Origin of the sequence: Bradyrhizobium sp. LA2.1, assembly GCF_040547725.1 — a bacterium.
GTDB lineage: Bacteria > Pseudomonadota > Alphaproteobacteria > Rhizobiales > Xanthobacteraceae > Bradyrhizobium > Bradyrhizobium barranii.
The window spans coordinates 111,360-130,388 of sequence record NZ_JBEPQI010000006.1; the positions used below are offsets into that span (position 1 = coordinate 111,360).

Here is a 19,029-nt window from a genome sequence, read left to right on the forward strand (position 1 = left end):
GGAGATAGATCATGCTCGTCGGTCACCAGCCCAAGGAATTCCTGCTCGCCGTCGAAGCACTGACCGTGTCGTTCGACGGGTTCAAGGCGGTCAACGATCTCTCGTTCTACGTCGACGAGAACGAGATCCGCGTCATCATCGGTCCCAACGGCGCCGGCAAGACCACCGTGCTCGACCTGATCTGCGGCAAGACCAAAGCAACGTCGGGCTCGATCCAGTTCCGTGGCAAGGAGCTGACGCGGATGAAGGAAAACGAGATCGTCAAGACGGGCGTCGGCCGCAAATTCCAGAACCCGTCGATCTACGACGATCTCACGGTGTTCGAGAATCTGGAGATCTCCTATCCGCGTGGCCGCTCGGTGTTCGGCGCGCTGACCTTCACCCGCGACGCCGCCGTGCGCGACCGGGTGCACGAAGTCGCCGAAATGATCTTCCTGAAGGATCGGCTCAACGTGAACGCCGATCTGCTCAGCCACGGCCAGAAGCAGTGGCTCGAGATCGGCATGCTGCTGATCCAGGATCCGGATTTGCTGATGCTCGACGAGCCCGTCGCGGGCATGAGCGTGTCCGAGCGCGCCAAGACCGCCGAGCTGCTCAACCGCATCATCAAGAACCGCTCGGTGCTGGTGATCGAGCACGACATGAAATTCGTCGAGGACATCGCCCACAAGGTCACCGTGCTTCACCAGGGGCAGATCCTCTCCGAGGGCACCATGGAAAAGGTGAAGAACGACCCCAAGGTCGTCGAAGTCTATCTGGGCCATTAAGGAGACGCGACGATGCTGGCTATTTCCGATCTTCACGTCGCCTACGGTCAGAGCGAGGTGCTGCACGGGCTCAACGTCAAGGTCGCGCCCAACGAGATCGTTGCGATCATGGGCCGCAACGGCATGGGCAAGACCACGCTGATGAAGTCGCTGATGGGCATCCTCCCCGCCAAAAGCGGCTCGGTGACCATGGACGGTGCCGAGCTCGGCGGCCTGCCGAGCTACGAGCGCGTCGCCAAGGGCCTCGCCTACGTGCCGCAGGGCCGCATGATCTTCTCGACCATGACGGTGAAGGAGAACATCGAGACCGGTCTCGTCGTCTCCGGCGGGACCGAAGTGCCGGCCGACATCTACGAATTGTTTCCGGTGCTGCTGGAAATGAAGGGCCGCCGCGGCGGCAATCTCTCCGGCGGACAGCAGCAACAGCTCGCCATCGCCCGCGCGCTCGCGACCAAGCCGAAGGTGTTGCTGCTGGACGAACCGACCGAAGGCATCCAGCCGTCGATCATCAAGGACATGGCGCGCACCTTGAAGCGCATCCGCGACGAAAAGGGGCTCTCGATCGTGGTGTCAGAGCAGGTCTTGAGCTTCGCGCTCGATATCGCCGACCGCGTGCTGGTGATCGAGAACGGCGAGATCGTGCGCGACGATCCGCGCGACGCCGTCGATGCCGCGCAGGTCTCGAAATATCTGTCCGTCTAACCAACCGCAGTAAAAGGGGAGCTTCTCGATGCCAGAGACACTGATCAAGGTCGATCTCACCAAATCGGCCTACGATAATGACATGGTGCACAACCGCTGGCACCCCGACATCCCGATCGTGGCCTGGGTCAACCCCGGCGACGACTTCATCATCGAGACCTATGACTGGACCGGCGGCTTCATCAAGAACAACGATTCCGCCGACGACGTGCGCGACATCGATCTGTCGATCGTGCATTTCCTCTCCGGCCCGATCGGCGTCAAGGGCGCCGAGCCCGGCGATCTCCTCGTCGTCGATCTGCTCGACGTCGGTCCGATGAAGGAGAGCCTCTGGGGCTTCAACGGCTTCTTCTCCAAGCAGAACGGCGGCGGCTTCCTGACCGACCATTTCCCGCTGGCGCAGAAGTCGATCTGGGACATCAAGGGTCTCTACACCTCGTCGCGTCACGTGCCCGGCGTCAACTTCGCCGGCCTGATCCATCCTGGCCTGATCGGCTGCCTGCCCGATCCGAAGATGCTGGAGACCTGGAACAAGCGTGAGGCCGAGCTGATCTCGACCAACCCGACCCGCGTGCCCGGCCTCGCCAATCCGCCATTCGCGCCGACCGCCCATGGCGGCCGTGCCAAGGGCGACGTCAAGGACAAGATCGGCGCCGAGGGCGCGCGCACCGTGCCGCCGCGCGAGCACGGCGGCAATTGCGACATCAAGGATCTCTCGCGCGGCTCGAAGATCTACTTCCCGGTCTACGTGCCCGGCGCCGGTCTCTCGATGGGCGACCTGCACTTCAGCCAGGGCGATGGCGAGATCACCTTCTGCGGTGCGATCGAGATGGCCGGCTGGTTGCATCTGAAGGTTGAGGTGATCAAGGACGGCATGGCGAAGTACGGCATCAAGAACCCGATCTTCAAGCCGTCGCCGATCACGCCGAATTACAAGGACTATCTGATCTTCGAGGGCATCTCGGTCGACGAGCAGGGCAAGCAGCACTATCTCGACGTCCACATCGCTTATCGCCAGGCCTGCCTCAACGCGATCGAGTATCTGAAGAAGTTCGGCTACTCCGGCGCTCAGGCTTATTCGATCCTCGGCACCGCGCCGTGCCAGGGCCACATCTCCGGCGTGGTCGACGTTCCTAATGCCTGCGCCACGCTGTGGCTGCCGACAGAGATCTTCGACTTCGACGTGATGCCCTCGGCGGCAGGACCCATCAAGCACATCACCGGCGATATCCAGATGCCGATCTCGCCGGACAAATAGTCTCCCTGCGCGACGGGATGCGGGACGGCGCGACTTTGCCGCCCCGCATCCGCCGCGGGAATTCTCTCACAGGCAACAGCGTAGGGATGATGCGATGCCGGTCTATGAATATCTCTGTGACGATTGCGGGCCGTTCAAGGACCTGCGCCCGATGGCGGAATGCGACGATCCGCAAAGCTGTCCGCACTGCGAGACGATGGCGCCGCGGGTGATCCTGACCGCGCCGAATTTCTTCTGCATGCCGGCCGAGAAGCGCAAGGCGCACGCCGTCAACGAGCGCAGCACGCATGCGCCGCAGACGCTCGCGCAATACAAGGCCTCGCACGGTCCCGGCTGCGGTTGCTGTTCGTCGGGCGAGACCGTGAAGGACAAGAGCTCGACGGACAAGACAAAGCCCGCGCGGCTGATGACCAAGACCAGGAGCGGCGCCAAGGGCTTTCCGACGGCGCGGCCCTGGATGATCAGCCACTGACGCCACGCGCCAACATTAAACGAACAAAAGACAGGAGCGGCCCAAATGCTTCACGGTGACATTTCCAGCAGCAACGACACCGTCGGTGTCGCGGTGGTCAACTACAAGATGCCCCGCCTGCACACCAAGGCCGAGGTGCTCGACAACGCCCGCAAGATCGCCGACATGCTGGTGGGCATGAAGGCGGGCCTTCCCGGCATGGACCTCGTGATCTTCCCGGAATACTCCACCCAGGGCATCATGTACGACCCCAAGGAGATGTACGAGACCGCCTCGGCGGTGCCGGGTGAGGAGACCGCGATCTTCGCGGAGGCCTGCCGCAAGGCGAAGGTCTGGGGCGTGTTCTCGCTGACCGGCGAACGCCACGAGGAGCATCCGCACAAGGCGCCCTACAACACCCTGATCCTGATGAACGACAAGGGTGAGATCGTCCAGAAGTACCGCAAGATCATGCCGTGGGTGCCGATCGAGGGCTGGTATCCCGGCAATTGCACCTATGTCTCCGACGGCCCGAAAGGGATGAAGGTCAGCCTGATCATCTGCGACGACGGCAACTTTCCGGAGATCTGGCGCGACTGCGCCATGAAGGGCGCCGAACTGATCGTGCGTTGCCAGGGCTACATGTATCCGGCCAAGGAGCAGCAGGTCATGATCTCCAAGGCGATGGCGTGGGCCAACAACGTCTATGTTGCCGTCGCCAACGCCGCCGGCTTCGACGGCGTCTATTCCTATTTCGGTCACTCCGCGATCATCGGCTTCGACGGCCGGACGCTCGGCGAGTGCGGCGAAGAGGACTACGGCATCCAATATGCCCAGCTGTCGAAACATCTGATCCGCGATGCGCGCCGCAACGGCCAGTCGCAGAACCACCTCTACAAGCTGGTCCACCGCGGCTACACCGGCATGATCAATTCCGGCGAAAGCCCGCGCGGCGTCGCGGCCTGCCCCTATGATTTCTACAAGAACTGGATCGCCGATCCGGAAGGGACGCGGGACATGGTCGAGGCGATGACCCGCTCGACGCCGGGGACGGAGGAATGTCCGATCGACGGCATCCCGAATGGGTCGGCGGCGAGCAATTACTGAGCTATTGCGGACGGCGCGCTTGCCATTCATGCGAATGCGCCGAGGAATGGGGGCACGGGGCGCGGCCCTGGATGATCAGCCAAGATGTGAACGGCTGTACATGGAGCGGACATTCTGACGCATGGGCGCATGCGCGGGGTAGGAATTGAGCCCGGCAAAACCGTGGCTCGGTTGCAACATGAGTTGTTGAATCTGCCCAAGTTGCGGTCCCGTTGGCTGATTCTCGAGGAACCGTAGTTCTACCGGCCAGCCTCATGGCCTAAGTTCCTCGCGGCGCCGCTGGGGAGCGCCGCGGGTGAGGGGAAGAGCGTGGGGGCTTGGTTGCCATCGAGCGGGCGGGGTTGCTCGCGTCGTGCCACCGCTGTTCGCGCGGCATTCTGGATCGGCCTCGCCTTGAGCGCGGCGGCGGCGGCGAGCCCCGCAGCAGCGCAGCAAATCTTCAACGGGTCGCAGACCACGCCGAACGGCGCCGTCAACGGCGGAGGCGGCGTCTGGGACACCACCACCACGAATTGGACGGACGTCTTCGGTTCGACCAGCACTGCTTACGATCCCTCGTCAGTCGGCACGGTGTTCGGCTACTCGGGAGTCTCGACGCCGGCAAGCGGTGGCACGGTGACGGTTACGCCAGGCGGCGTGCAGCTCACCAGCCTCGTGGGCTTCGACCTCACCGGCGACGGTTCTGTCTACACCATTCAGGGCGGCGATCTCAGGCTAGCCTCCGGGGGGACGACGTTCTTCACCAACGATGTCACCGGCACGACAGACCCATCGGCCGTGATCGCCTCGCGCATCACCGGCAGTGGTGGCATCTCCGTGCAGGGACCCGGCATCCTGGCGCTGCTCGGCGCCAACACCTATACCGGCGACACTTTCATCTGTTCGTGCGCAGCGCTGCAGCTCGGTGACGCCACCCACACCGCGAGCATCATTGGCGCCGTTAACAACGAGGGCCTCTTCAATATCGTCAATGCCGATACGTCGGGAATTACATCGCTCCTGAACGCTATCTCCGGCACGACGATGTTCCTCAACGCGACCTCCGCCAGCTCTATGGTGATCACCAATAACGGCCAGCTGTACTTCGGTGATCCGCTCGGGGGCGGCACCGACACCGCCACGGCCGGCCGGGCGACCATCATCAATGACGGCGGCTTGACCGGCTTCTTTGGCCGGACCAATGCGGGCACGGCCAACATCACCAACCAGAATGGCGGCGGCACCGCATTCCTCGATCAATCCTCGGCGGGCTCCGCGACCATCGTGAACAAGGATTTCAGCGGGACCGTGTTTGGTACGCTGTCCGGGTCCGATACTGCGACCGCCGGCAATGCAACCATTATCAACGAGGCCGATGGCCTGACCAATTTCGGTGCGTTCACGACGGCCGGCAACGCCACGATCATCACCAAGGACGGTGGCAAGACCGAGTTCTTCGATAATTCCACCGGCGGCAATGCGCGCTTCATCACCACCGGCACAGGCGTCGTCGATTTCGGGATCAGCCTCGGCCCGAAGGGCGACGGCCGCATCACGGCCGGTTCGATCGAAGGCAATGGCACCTACTATATCGGTGGCGGCAACACGCTCGTCGTCGGCAGCAATAACCGCTCCGCGCTGGTCGATGGCGTCATCGGCGACTACGATCCCTGCGGGTGTGGTTTCATCGGCTCCGGCTCGCTGGAAAAGGTCGGCAGCGGAACGCTGATCCTCTCCGGCACAAACACTTACACCGGTACGACGACGGTGAATGGCGGCATCCTGCGGGTTGATGGCGACATCTCGCAATCGAGCCTGACCACCGTGAATGCCGGCGGTGCGTTGTTCGGCGCCGGGATTGTCGGCAACACCGTTATCGCCACCGGTGGCATCTATGCGCCCGGCGACGGCGGCCCGGGCTCAAGCATGCAGGTCCAGGGCGATCTCACCTTGCAGCCCGGCTCGGTCTATGTTGTGCAGGCCGGTAGTGGATTCAGCACGAGCCATGCGCTCGTCAGCGGCAACGTCACGCTGGACGGGACCGTGGGTGTCGCGCTGTATCCCGGCAGCAAGATAATGCAGCACTACTCGATCATGCAGTTTTTCGGCAGCGCCACCGGTAATTTCGCCGGCGTTGCCGCGCCGGGTGGCCTAGTCGGCACCACGACGGTCGGGTCAAACGAAGTGTTCCTCGATTTCACGCTGAACTATGGCGCGAAATACGCGCTCAACATCAACCAGCAGAACGTCGCCACGACGCTTCAGAATTTCTTCAACGCCAATGGCTTCCTTCAAGCCGAATTCGCGGGCCTCGGCCCCAACGGCCTGACCCAGGCCTCCGGCGAACCGGCAACGGGTTCGCAGCAGACGACCTTCAATGCGATGAACCTGTTCCTTGGCCTCTTGACCGATGTGTTCGGCTCGGGACGTAGCGGCACATCAGGTGCGACGCCCTATGCCGACGAGCCGGGCGCGAATGCCTATGCCGCAACCGGCAAGGGCGGGCGTGACAAGAACGCGCGCGACGCCTTCGCCTCGATCTACCGCAAGGCACCGGCCGCAACCTTCGAGCAGCGCTGGGATGTGTGGGCGGCCGGCTATGGCGGCTCGCAGACCACCGACGGCAATGTCGCGCTCGGTTCGAACAACACCACCAGCAGCGTCTATGGCACCGCCGTCGGCCTCGACTATCGCTTCTCGCCGTCGACGATCGCCGGCTTTGCGCTTGCCGGCGGTGGGACCGGCTTCAACGTCAACGGGCTCGGCTGGGGCCGCTCCGACCTGTTCCAGGCCGGCGCCTTCGTTCGTCACACGGCAGGACCTGCCTATATCACGGCGGCACTGGCCTATGGCTGGCAGGACGTCACGACCAACCGCATCGTCACGGCCGCCGGCGTCGATCAGCTGCGGGCGCAGTTCAACGCCAACGCCCTCTCGGGCCGTGTCGAGGGCGGTTACCGCTACGCTACGCAGTGGATCGGCCTCACGCCCTATGCGGCGGCCCAGGCCACCATGTTCAGCCTTCCGAACTATTCGGAGTTCGCGGTGGTCGGCAACAGCACCTTCGCGCTCAACTATGCCGCCAAGGACGTGACCAGCACCCGCACCGAGCTCGGCCTGCGCGCCGACAAATCATTCGCCGCGGCCGGTGGCCTGATGACCCTGCGCGGCCGCGTCGCCTGGGCGCATGATTACAATCCGGACCGCACCGTCGGCGCGGTGTTCCAGACCCTGCCGGGATCGGCCTTCGTCGTGAACGGTGCAGCGCTGGCGCGCGATTCCGCGCTGACCACGGCGGCGGTGCAGATGAACTGGATGAATGGCTGGTCTGCGTCGGCGACCTTCGAGGGCGAGTTCTCGAACGTCACCCGCTCCTACGCCGGCAAGGGCGTCGTGCGCTACGCGTGGTAGGGCGCTGCCACCCTCCCCCTCCAGGGGAGGATAAGAAAGAGCGTCACTGCTTCTTCTGCGGAGGCTTGCGCGGCGGGCGCGGGGCGGCGGCAGGCGAGGGCGTGCCAGCCATCTTGTTGGCGGCCTCGCTGACGTCGAGCAGCGAGCGGCGGATGTCCTCGACGTAGGCAGCCGACTTCTTCTTCATGGCATCGGCGAGCTCGTGCAATCCCTTGATCTTCTCGAACAGCTCGTCGGCCTTGCCGTCGGCGAAGCCGGGGACCACGCCTTCGATCTTGGTGACCGCCTTGTCGAAGCCCGCGAAGGCGCTGTCGACCTTGGCCATGACGGAGTCGATTTCGCCGCCCTTGCTTCTGAGATCGGCGGTGTAGTTCTCGAACGTGCGCAGGCCGTCCTTGATCGCAGGGGCATTGCTGACGATCGTGCGATCGACACTGTGCAGGGTGTCGACGATGGATTCGGCGTCGCTGAGATCGGCGATCAGCATGGGGATGCCGTCCGTATCCAGCGGCACCGGTGGGGCTGAGGGCGCGCCGCCGATCAACGAGATCGCGGCAACGCCGGTGAGACCCTGGAACTCGATGCCCGCAACCGTGTCCTTGCGGATCGGCGCGGTGTTGTCGAGCATCACCAGCGCCACGATCTTGCGCGGATTATCCAGCTTGATCGACAGGATCTGGCCCGCGGGAACACCGTCGAAATTGACCGGCCCGCCGCGGCGCAGGCCGCTGGCGGAGCCGCCCTCGAACACCACGCGCAACTGGCTCCGGCTCTGGGCGGTGCGCCATTTCTGCACGCCGAGCACGCCGCCGAACGCCACGGCGATGACCGCCAGCGTCGCCGTTCCGATTACGAGGTTGCTCGCGCGTGCCATGCAGGGCGATTTTACGGCCAAAGCGGGATGGTTGGAAGGACGATGCTGCGGCCGCAATACTAGAGCGGGCGGGTTAACGACTTGTCCGCCGTAGCTCGAAGAGCGAAGGCGGAAGCGTAACCCGCCAATCCGCCTTACGCGACATCAATGCCCGGCCGCGCGTTTTGCAGCAGCATTGTTCAATACGATTAGCGCGTCGACGGCGACGCCCGTTTTGGTGTTGATCAGGAACGGGTTGACGTCGATCGAGGCGATCCGGTCGCCGGCATCTGCGATCAAATTGGACAGGCCGACCAGCGCTTTCACCGCGGAGGCCTCGTGCAAGGCCGGCTTGCCGCGATAGCCACGCATCTTGATACCGGCCTTGGTGCGGCCGATCAGGAGCCGGGCCTCGGCCTCGTCGAGCGGTGCGCCGGCGAGTGCGACGTCCTTCATCAGCTCGATGTCGATGCCGCCGGTGCCGAACAGCACGACCGGACCCATCTCGGCATCGAGCGACGCGCCGACCACGAGCTCGAGATCGGCCTTGACCTGCTGCGCGATCAGGATGCCGTCGAGCTTCGGCTTGCCCTTCAACTTCGCCACCCGCGCGGTGATGTCGGCGAATGCCTTCTTCACCTCCGCCGCGCTGGCGAGGTTCAGCACCACGCCGCCGATGTCGGATTTGTGCAGGATCTCGGCGCTGACGACTTTTGCCACGACCGGGAAACCGATCTGCTTCGCGATCTTCGCGGCGTCCGCCGCCGTCTGCGCAATCGCCTCCTTCGAGATCGGGATGCCGTAGGCCTTCAGCAGCTTCTTCGAGGCAACCTCGTCGAGCGCGGCACCGCTCGCCGATTTCAGCGCCTTCTCCAGCACGGCGCGGGTGGCAGGCTTCGAGCTCGAGGCGATGTCGGGCACTGCCTTGCGCAGCTTCGCATAGTCGAGCAGCGATTTGATCGCGGTCACCGCGCGGTCCATGCCCTGCATGACCGCGAGATGCGGCAGCGATTTGCGCAAGCCTTTGGTGAATTCGGTGAAGCCGACCGACATCGCGCTGATGTAGATCACCGGCTTGCCGGCCCGGCTCGCCATCCCATCGACGATGCGCAGATTGCGCTCGCGCAACTCGTGCGGCGCCTTGGGCAGTTCGGCATCGATGATGACGATGTCGATATCGGGGTCGTCGATCGTCAGCTCGATCGACTTCATGTAGACGGAGGGATCGACCACCGCGGCAAAGCCGGCATCGAGCGGATTGCCCACGATCGAGCCCGGCCCGAGCATCTTCGCCAGTTCGGAGCCGACGTGCGGGCTCAGCGGCGCAAAGTTCAGGCCTTCGGCATAGAAGGCGTCAAGCAGCATGCCACGCTTGCCGCCTGATAGTGTGACCGCGGCGAGCCGGTCGCCCTTGGGCACGGCCGCGTGAACGAAGCATTCGGTGGTCTCGATCAGCTCGTCGAGCCCGCCAACCCGGATCACGCCTTCACGGGTCGCGATGGCGTCGAACGTCTCGATCGAGCCTGCGAGCGCACCGGTATGCGCCATCGCCGCCGCGCGGCCGCCCTCGGACGAACCGAGCTTGAGCGCGATGACCGGCTTGCTTGCGGCGCGCGCGGCCTTGCAGGCGTCGCGAAACGCCTTCGTGTTGCGCACGCCTTCGAGGTAGACCACGATCACCTTGATGCTCGGATCCTCGGCAAAATAGCGCATCAGGTCCGGCGTCTCGAGCCCGGCCTCGTTGCCGGTCGTCACCATGTAGCCGACCCCGACGCCGCGATCCTCCAGCGCCTGCCGGATCGCCATGACGATGGCGCCGGATTGCCCGGCGATCGCCACCGCACCCTGTTCCATGGTGACGACGCGGTCGTCGATATTGGTGAAGAGCTTCTCGCCCGCGCTTAAGTTTCCGAGGCAGTTCGGGCCGGTGACGGCGAGCCCCGTTTCGCGTATCGCAGCTTGCAATTCGGCAGCGAGCTTCTGGCTCTCCTCATCCTGCAACTCGCTGAAGCCCGAGGTGACGATGGTGGCCGAGCGCGCGCCGGCCGCGGCGGCGTCGCGGATCACCTGCACGGCAAAGCGCGCGGGCACCAGCACCAGCACGTGATCGGGCTTTTCCGGGAGGCTCGCAAAATCCTTGTAGCAGGGCACGCCCCAGACGGTGTCGCGCTTGGCGTTGACCGGATAGAGCCCGCCCTCGTAGCCGTACTTGACGAGGTTGTTCCAGATGCGCTCGGCATAATTGCCGGGCTTGTCGGTCGCGCCCACCAGCACGATGTTGTGCGGGTGCAACATGGCGTGGATGCCCTTGACGACATCGCTGGCATCGGGCGCTGGAGACCATGGACGCGGAGAAACAGACGCAGCAGGTACCTGGGCTTCCATGGCGCTTTACCTCTTGTTCTTGTTGCAGCGCCCTGTCTTGCGCCGGCGTCTGGCGGGGCTGATCGTGATGGCTCCATGCCGCGTGGCGGAATGCTGCGTGCTTCGCGACAAGGCTAGCATCACCAGACTTTTGGCGAAAGTGCGAACGATCGGACGACGTGCCACGACTGCGTGACGCGCATTCTTTCAAATGGTGATCACGCCTCTGCCATCGTTCAGTAGCGCAGCAGGCGCAGCTTGTAGGCGTAGTGATAGGCCAACTGCTTCGCGAGATAGGAAGCGATGGCGCGCCGGATCTGCATCTGCGTCGGATCGAAGCCAAGAACGCGGCGCCGCAGGATGCCCATCTCCCTGACGCCGAGCGCGTAGGTCGAAGCCGTCTTCTGTGCATCGTGGATGCGGAAGCAGGCGAGAAATCGCGGCAGGCGCACGAACTTGAATTCCGCGGCTTGCGCCCGCAGGATGAAATCCCAGTCCATCGCGTAGTGGAAGCTCTCGTCGATGGGCCCGATCCTGTCCCACACGCGCTTGCGCCAGAACATCGTCTCCTGCGGGATGTAGTCGGCATATTGCAAAGCCTTGCCGTCATGCGGCGGCAGCACGGCGCGTCCAACCTCGAGCCCCTCGCGGTCGACGAAGACGCGATGGCCGTAGACGACGTCGACATCGGGATGCGCCATGAAGTAGTCGGCGACATAGGCGAGCGCTCCGGGAAGCAGCATGTCATCGCTGTTGAGATAAGCCATGATCTCGCAATCGGCACCGGCGAAGCCGAGATTGATGGCGTTGGACTGGCCCTTGTCCGGCTCGCTCGTCCAGCTGATGTTCTCGCCTCGGCTCTTCAGGAGATCGATCGTGCCGTCGATCGAGGCGCCGTCCTGCACGTGATAAGTGAGCTTCGGATAGTTCTGACTGACGATGCTCTCGATCGTGGCGCCGAGATATTGCGCCTGATTGTAGCTTGGCGTGACCATCGTGATCCGCGGCGCATTCGCCGGGATCGCAGGCGCAGGCGGGAAGGCAGTCAGGTTGAGCAGGCGCGGCGGATATTGCTCGAAGGTCCACATCGGAGGGCGTCGCCAGAGGCTCCGCAGCGAGGATCGTCTCTGTCCGGCAGCAATGAGGTCCTGATTCCGTTCCAGGAGCGCGACACGATTTTCGAGTTGTTCCAGCCGCTGTTCGAGGCGCTGCCTGAACTCGTCGTCCATTACAGGTTGTCCTGAAAATTACAGCGTCAAAAGATCAATCGGCTGTTCTTACAGGTCTATAGGAGACGACGCCAGTTCAGCGGCCCGATCAAGCGCGGTTCCCCGGCTGTTCGGCGCGGTCTCTATCGATCCCGGATGGCCGATTGCGAACCGCTATTCACCTGTTTCGATCAAGGTGGCATGCAGGGTGTAGCGCTCGGGTCCGGGCGTGACGGCGTCGAAGGGCCAGCAGGTTGTGAGCACCAGCTCGACATCCTGCGCCGCGGGATCGATGCCGGACTCATCGAAGCGAACCACAGCGGAGGAATCCGCCCGATAGCGAAAGTGCTTTCCGTCACGGCGTGTGACATCGATTACGTCACCAATGGCGACATTCCGCAGGAAGCGGAAATGTGTATCGCGGTGCGCGGCATATACCGCAATGCCGCGCTCGCCGGCATCAGCCGTTTGGTGGATATGGCCGGGTCCGAACGCGAGGGCCTGGCCGCTGGTGCCTTCCAGCACGATCGCGCTGGCGCCGATCCGCTTCACCTCGATCCGTGCGACCGGCCAGGTGTCGGCCCATGACCATGGCTTGACCACGCCGCCGGTCGCAACGCTCCTGTCGAACGCGCGCTCCAGCAGCACCTGCGCGAGCCAGGCCTTGGCATGAATGTAGGCGCCGTCGCCGAACAGGATGAGGCCGACAAGTGCGAGAGCGAGAGGGGAGATCAGGCGGAGCATTGTTTCCACACGCGTCATTGCGAGCGCAGCGAAGCAATCCAGAGTCCTTCCGCGGAGGCAGCCTGGATTGCTTCGCTGCGCTCGCAATGACGGCAAGAAGAAAAAGGCGCGCGCGGCCGTTGGTACGGGACGGGCAGCCGCGCGCGCTAACAGAGGAGTTCGGGGGGCTCCTCTCTCAAGCGGCGTCAGTGAGCAAGGGCTGACGCCGGTTGAACACGTACAGGATCAGGGCGAGCACGATCAGGATGAAGCCTGCGATCATCTTGAGCTCGGCAGAGGTCGCGGTCTTGGGCAGACGGATCGCATCCGGCGCGGCGGGCGTCGGCCGCCTCGCCGTCGGCTGGTTGCGCGCATCCGCATGGCGTTCGCGCAATTGTGTGGGCGTCAGATGCGGTCGCTCGCCAAAGACCTTCTCGAAATCCCAACCGGCCGGCAGGTTGAGCGGCAGCTCGCTGAGCTTGAGCGGCGCGCCCTCGGGGCGGCTCGGCGTCTTGTTGACCGCGACGAGGCTGGTCAACCGCGTGACGATCTGGTGGTCGAGCGCCAGCGCGAGGATCGCCTTGTCGGAGTCGTCGGGCGTCATCTCGCGCATGGTACGCGCCACCTCGGCATCGCCGATCTTGCGCTTGGCCCAGAGTTTTGACAGGCCCTTGCCTTCGGCGGCGTTTTGCAGCGGCAGCGTCACCGACCACGGGCGGTCGCCAACGCGTCCCTTGATCTCGAGCGAGCCGGCGAGCTTGTCGAGCTTTGCCGCCAGCACCAGCGGTTCGTCGCGATAGACGTCGGGAATGATCGCAGGCGTCACGTCCGCCTTGGTATCGGAGAACTTTACGCTGAGCCCGGTTACCGCGGGGTTCTCCAGCTTGGCGAACAGGCCGCGCATGCGCTCCTCGACCTGCTCGACGGAGCCGATATGGGTGAAGGCCCCACGGCCGAGCTCGGCGGCGCGCGTCATCAGATAGGTGTTGGGCGCGGATCCGATGCCGACCATGAACACGCGCGAGCGGCCCCGCATCGCAGTGATCGTTTCGAACAATTGCTGCTCGTTGCCGATCGCGCCGTCGGTCAGGAACACCACCTGGCGGACCATGCTGGTGTCGCCAGCCTTGTCGGTCAGCGCGGCGCGCATCGCCGGCACCATCTCGGTGCCGCCGCGGGCCTGCAAGGCACTGACGAACGACGTGGCTTCACCGACATGCGTGGCGTCGGCCGGCACGGAGGCCGGGAACAGCACGTCCATGGTGTCGTCGAAGCGGATGACGTTGAAGCGGTCGCCGGGTTGAAGGCGAGAGAGCGCGTAAGTCAGGCTGGCCTTGGCCTGAACGATCGACGTACCGCCCATCGAGCCCGAATTGTCGATCACGAACACAACCTCGCGCGGCAGCGGCTTCTGCGTCGCCTGCTCGGCACTGGGCGGGGTGACGAAGGCGAGCAGATAGTCGGCATCGCCGACACGCTCGCGGAACAGGCCAACCGACGGAGCCTTCTCCGCGGCCGGCTTCCAGGTCAGCTCGAAATCGCGGTCGGCGGCCACGGCGCCGTCAGCGAGCGTGACGATTCGCGTCGCATTGTCCGGGCTCTCGACCTTGACGTTATGGTGGTGACTCCTGACCTCGCCGAGCACGAAGCCTGCCTTCAGGCGCACCGTGATGCTGGTCGGATTGACCGGCGCGTTCCTGGCGGGATCCAGCACCGGCGGCGAGATACGGTCGCGGTCCGGCACCGGCTCCGAATTGGTCGCGCCCCAGCCTGAGCCGTCCTGGCGGAAGTCGACGCTCTGCACGATCGGCGCCGGATTGTAGCGCGGCCCGACCACCAGCGGCAGCCGCAGCGAATATTCATTGCCGGATTGATGCACCGGCTCCTGATATTCGATCTGCACCAGCACGGTTTCGCCGGGACCGATATTGGCGACCGAATTGGTGAAGATGTTCGGCCGCTCCTGCTCGGTGAGCGCGGCCTTTTGGCCGGCGCGGCGCGCCTGCTCGTAGATCACGCGTGCCTGCTGCCGCTCCTTGATGCCGCCGATGATGACGCGGTCGCCGACCACCATCTTCAGCGTGTCGACGGCGCCGCCGGCGGGAAGCGGATAAACGTAGGTCGCCTCGACCCAGTCCTTGGTCGGATTGCGGAAGACCTGGGTGACGCGGGCGCGCAGCGTCGGGCCTGATACCGTGATGTCGACGTCGATGCCGAGGCGGATCGCCTCCGTGTAGGCACCGTCCTCCTTCAGGAGAAGGGTGCCGGATTTGGCATCGCCGGGCTGGAGCAGGCTGGCCTGCTCCGTCGTCGCCGACCATCCGGGCTCAAGACTCACGAGCAGGGCCACGAAGGCGACCAGCATCACCGCGATGCCCTGCACCAGAAGAAACAATCCGAGCTTGATCAGCCGCCCCAGCATGGGGTGCCCGTCGCTGTCGGCTGTGTCGTAGCTATCCATTTCGCCTGCTCCCGAAGGGTGTTCGCTGGCTCGGAGCATCCGTCGGGAGCGCCTATATGCGCGAGCAGAATGATCGGCAATGTTCCGCCGCGGCCGGCCCCGGCAGGCCAAGGCCGGGATCGCCATGTACGGTTTTGTGCTGGTTTGTCTGCCCTGCTAGACTGGCGTCCGTGGAGCAGGGTTGACGATGCAGACGCAGGATAAAGTCACCGACAGGCAGCTTTCGGACGAGCAGAGCCGCGAGATCGCGGAGACCATTCGCGAGGAGCTCGCCAGGCGCCGGATTTCCCGGCAGGCGTTGGCCGAGCAGGCCAAGCTCAGCCTGTCGACGCTGGAGAAGGTGCTCGGCGGCCGGCGGCCGTTCACGCTGGCAACGACCGTGCGGCTGGAGCAGGCGCTGGGCGTCTCCTTGCGTAAAAGCGCCGCCGTGGTGACGCCTCCGGCCGCAAACGATGTCGCGCCCGACAGCCTCGGCTCCTATGCGCATCGCGCGGTGACCTGGCTCGAGGACGTCTACATCACGCTGCGACCGTCCTTCGGCGACAAGGATGCGATCTTCGCCTATCGCACCGAGATCGTCTGGGAGCCGAAGGTGTCTTCACTGGTGTTCCGCGAGGGCGAGCGGACCGATGCCGCCTATGAGCATACCGGCGAGGTTGCGGTGCCGCATCAGTCCGGCTTCATCTATCTCGTCATCATCAAGCACGGCCAGCATCGCGTGATCACGGTGTCGCGGCCGACGGTTGCCGGCGAGATGTACGGCATCATCTCGACGCTCCGCGCCGGACCCGGCTCGCAACTGACGCCGATCGCAGCGCCGATCGCCTATGTGCCGCTCCGCAACGTCGCGAAGCCGTCCCTGGGACGGGTCGGCCCCGACGATGCCAACCACGCATTGTATGGAAAGCATCTGCGCCGCACGGTGGAGGAATCGTTCGCGTTGTTTCTGTCGGTATAGTCCGCGAGAAAGAGTCCGGAATGGCGTCGCGTGCATCTATAAGGGAACATGCAGGACGTGCCCGCACCATACGGTGGTGAATCTCCGCTGTTCTCCATCATCATCCCGCTGGAACATCACCGCGGGCAGTGGGAGCTGTCCTGGCTCGGCTGGACGTCGCAGACCGCCGACAAATCGCTTTACGAAATCATTCTGGTGGTGCCGCCTGATTTCGAGGCACTCAATGAGCTGAAGGCGCTGGCCGGCGGCAAAGCGCGCCTCGAATTCACCAATTCGGACCATGACATCGGGCTCTGCGCCTTCGGCGCCGCCAAGGCCCGCGGCAAATATCTGTTCTTTACGGAGTCGCATTGCCGGCCCGAGCCTGACGTGATGGAGGCCTGCATCCGCGCGATCGGCGCTCGTCCCGACTGGGCGGGGTTCTCCTGCCAGTCGGTGCCGATCTGCCATAATCGGCTGTCCGTGGCGGAGGCCGCCATGTACCAGGCCGACATCGAGTTCGGCATGAAACAGCATCCCTGGCGCAAGGTGCTGGACCAGTGCTTCGTGACGCGGCGCGACGTCTATTGGGAATGCGGCGGCCTGCGCGAGGAGCTCGGCCATTTCGCCGAATGGGTGCTCGCCGCCGCGTATCACGCGAGGGGCCATACGATCGGCTATCTCGAGGAGGCGCGCTTCCATCACTACTATATCGGCGAAATCGGCGAGCTGAAGACATTCACGCTCGATTTCGTGCAGGGCGAGATCCGCCATCTCAGCGAAGCGCGCAACGATCCCGGCAGCGAGCTGCTCGAAACTCCGGTCGAGTGGAGCAGCCGCGGCGACTTCAACGTCGTGCTGGCGCGTAGCGCCCTTGGTGCACGGATGCGCGCCGGCCGCGTGACAAGCGAAGGCCTGCAGGCGATCGGGCGTTGGGGCGCGATCGCACTGGCCGGCGACCGCCTTGCGCTTGGTCTTGCACGTGTGTCGGCAGGCTATGCGCGCTGCAGTCTGACCCTGCTCACCATGGGCGGCTCTCGCGGCAGCATCGCGCGCTGGCTGAAGCGTTATATCGCCGCGCTGATCCACTATCAGCGCCTCTATTGTATCCGTGGCATTCGGGGGAGCCTTGGCGGAGCTGCGCAGAATCTCGGCGATCAGATGGTCGCACAGGCCGGCTTCCATGCCTGGGAGGTCTGGCAGGGCCGCAGCTTCCGCTGGAGCGAGCCGGAAGCCGCCTTGCGGATCGAGGCGCCACCGGGGCGCACCATCATTCGGATCGCGTCGCCGGAGATTCGCGGGCCGCTTGATCGGATCGGCGTGCAGTTCTATCTCGACGGCGTGCGCGTTGCGGATACCGCGACTGCGATCGACGCGGGTGCCTTCGTTCTTCAGCTCGATCTGCCGCCATCGGGCAGGGCGATCCTGGCATGGGCCTGTCCGCGCTTTGCGGCCATCGATGACCCGCGCCGGCTCGGCCTGCCGGTCGCGGGGATCGACGTCAGTGCGGGCGAAGACGTCAGCTGGACGTCTCCACCCGTTGCTGCGATGCGTGGCTAGCCGCCCGTTTCGGCGCTGATGATGTCGCCGAACAGCTCCCACTGGCCCTTCTTGAACCGCCACATCTTGAGCTGCTCGATTGGCGCGAAGTCGGTGGCCGAGGTGTTGATCTTGATCCCCGGGATCAGCGTATCAGGGACGAAGTCCTTCAGGCTCGCGGCCTGCTTCATCACGTTCTCTCGGGTCAGATTGTCACCCGACTGCTTCAGCACCTGCACCATCGTCTGGGCCGCGGCATAGGCGTAAACCAGATTGGCGTCCGAGATGTTCGCGCCGGGCATGTACTTGTCGATAAAGGTCATGAACTTCTTCATGCCCTCGTCGTCCTTCCACTGCGGATCCGACGCATCCTTCAGATAGCCGGCCGACAGCACGCCCTCGGATGCATCGAGGCCGGCCGGCTTCATCACCGCGCCGATCGACACCGAGACGTCGGTCATCAGGTGCATAGGCTTCCACTCCAGCTCCGCGATCTTCTTGATCGCCTGGGCCGCGAACTTTGGGGTCGCGATGTTCACGAAGACATCGGCGCCGGTGCCCTTGAGCTTGACGATATGGGCATCGATCGACGGCTCCGACGTCTCGTAGCTCTCCTCCGCCACGATCAGCTTCGACGCCTTTTCGCCGAACACGTCCTTGATGCCGGCGAGGTAGTCTTTGCCGAAATCGTCGTTGGCATAGAAGATCGCGACCTTCGCGTCCGGCTTCTCCTTCAGAATGTATTTTGCGAAGATCTGTGCCTCGACCCGGTAGCTGGGCTGGAAGCCCATGGTCCAGGGAAAGTTCTTCGGGTCGTTCCACTTGCTGGCGCCGGTGGCGAGGAAGAGCTGCGGCACCTTCTTTGAATTGTGATATTTCTGCACGGCGGTCTGGGTCGGCGTGCCCAGCGCGTTGAAGACCAGGAAGACCTCGTCGCTCTCGATCAGCTTGCGGATCTGCTCCACGGTCTTCGGCGGCGAGTAGCCGTCATCATAGGAAATCCAGTTGATCTTGCGGCCGTTGATGCCGCCCTGGTCGTTGATCATCTTGAAATAGGCTTCCTCGGTCTTGCCGATGATGCCGTAGGCGGACGCGGGACCGGAATAGGCCTCGACATTGCCGATCCTGATCTCGGTGTCGGTGACGCCGGTGTCGTACGCCTTCTGCGCATACGCGGACGGGGTCGCAAGCAGCGTCAACGCCGTTGCCGCGGCAAGCAGGGAGAGTTTCTTGTTCATGAAAATTCCTTGGGGTTTTCTTTGCGGTTTC

The 19,029-nt window shown here is 64.1% G+C and carries 14 protein-coding genes; 8 read left to right on the forward strand and 6 right to left on the reverse strand.

Annotated elements, in window-relative coordinates:
* The first annotated feature begins 11 nt into the window (after positions 1-11).
* The 6 genes from urtD (at position 12) to ABIB95_RS13245 (ending at position 7,675) form a co-directional block, all read left to right on the forward strand.
* On the forward strand, positions 12-767 hold the full coding sequence (gene urtD / locus ABIB95_RS13220; protein ID WP_011083791.1) for an urea ABC transporter ATP-binding protein UrtD: 756 nt from the start codon (positions 12-14) through the stop codon (positions 765-767).
* Positions 768-779: 12 nt separating this feature from the next.
* Positions 780-1,469, forward strand: coding sequence for an urea ABC transporter ATP-binding subunit UrtE (gene urtE, locus ABIB95_RS13225; RefSeq protein ID WP_071909047.1), 690 nt, complete (start codon positions 780-782; stop codon positions 1,467-1,469).
* Positions 1,470-1,497: 28 nt separating this feature from the next.
* The gene (fmdA, locus tag ABIB95_RS13230; protein WP_354113321.1) at positions 1,498-2,727 is read left to right on the forward strand and encodes a formamidase; all 1,230 of its coding nucleotides are present in this window, start codon (positions 1,498-1,500) and stop codon (positions 2,725-2,727) included.
* 94 nt (positions 2,728-2,821) lie between these two features.
* Entirely contained in the window at positions 2,822-3,199 is a 378-nt protein-coding gene (locus ABIB95_RS13235; RefSeq protein WP_354239867.1) for an FmdB family zinc ribbon protein, read from the forward strand.
* 45 nt (positions 3,200-3,244) lie between these two features.
* Complete coding sequence (locus ABIB95_RS13240; protein ID WP_354239868.1) at positions 3,245-4,285, forward strand: aliphatic amidase; 1,041 nt, start codon at positions 3,245-3,247, stop codon at positions 4,283-4,285.
* A gap of 393 nt (positions 4,286-4,678) precedes the next feature.
* Positions 4,679-7,675 carry an autotransporter outer membrane beta-barrel domain-containing protein gene (locus tag ABIB95_RS13245; protein WP_354239869.1) on the forward strand — a complete coding sequence of 999 codons (2,997 nt, stop codon included), beginning with the start codon at positions 4,679-4,681 and terminating at the stop codon, positions 7,673-7,675.
* Positions 7,676-7,718: 43 nt separating this feature from the next.
* On the opposite strand, the gene ABIB95_RS13250 is transcribed toward ABIB95_RS13245, so the two are convergent.
* From ABIB95_RS13250 to ABIB95_RS13270, 5 genes are all read right to left on the reverse strand, one after another.
* Positions 7,719-8,549, reverse strand: a complete 831-nt coding sequence (locus tag ABIB95_RS13250) for an MlaD family protein (protein WP_354239870.1) — start codon at positions 8,547-8,549, stop codon at positions 7,719-7,721.
* Between the two features lie 144 nt (positions 8,550-8,693).
* Entirely contained in the window at positions 8,694-10,913 is a 2,220-nt protein-coding gene (locus ABIB95_RS13255) for an acetate--CoA ligase family protein (RefSeq protein WP_354239872.1), read from the reverse strand.
* Between the two features lie 215 nt (positions 10,914-11,128).
* Positions 11,129-12,121, reverse strand: a complete 993-nt coding sequence (locus tag ABIB95_RS13260; protein ID WP_354239874.1) for a glycosyltransferase family 2 protein — start codon at positions 12,119-12,121, stop codon at positions 11,129-11,131.
* 153 nt (positions 12,122-12,274) lie between these two features.
* Positions 12,275-12,844, reverse strand: coding sequence for a class GN sortase (locus ABIB95_RS13265; protein ID WP_354239876.1), 570 nt, complete (start codon positions 12,842-12,844; stop codon positions 12,275-12,277).
* A 175-nt stretch (positions 12,845-13,019) separates the two neighbouring features.
* Positions 13,020-15,284, reverse strand: a complete 2,265-nt coding sequence (locus tag ABIB95_RS13270) for a marine proteobacterial sortase target protein (protein ID WP_354239878.1) — start codon at positions 15,282-15,284, stop codon at positions 13,020-13,022.
* Positions 15,285-15,471: 187 nt separating this feature from the next.
* Between ABIB95_RS13270 and ABIB95_RS13275 the strand changes: the two genes are divergently transcribed.
* Positions 15,472-16,242, forward strand: coding sequence for a helix-turn-helix transcriptional regulator (locus tag ABIB95_RS13275; protein ID WP_166071581.1), 771 nt, complete (start codon positions 15,472-15,474; stop codon positions 16,240-16,242).
* A gap of 48 nt (positions 16,243-16,290) precedes the next feature.
* A complete protein-coding gene (locus ABIB95_RS13280) occupies positions 16,291-17,781 on the forward strand; it encodes a glycosyltransferase family 2 protein (protein ID WP_354239881.1) in 1,491 nt (496 codons plus the stop codon).
* Here ABIB95_RS13280 and ABIB95_RS13285 read toward each other — a convergent pair.
* On the reverse strand, positions 17,778-18,998 hold the full coding sequence (locus tag ABIB95_RS13285; RefSeq protein ID WP_354239883.1) for an ABC transporter substrate-binding protein: 1,221 nt from the start codon (positions 18,996-18,998) through the stop codon (positions 17,778-17,780). The two genes, ABIB95_RS13280 and ABIB95_RS13285, sit on opposite strands and share 4 nt — an antisense overlap.
* Positions 18,999-19,029: the final 31 nt, after the last annotated feature.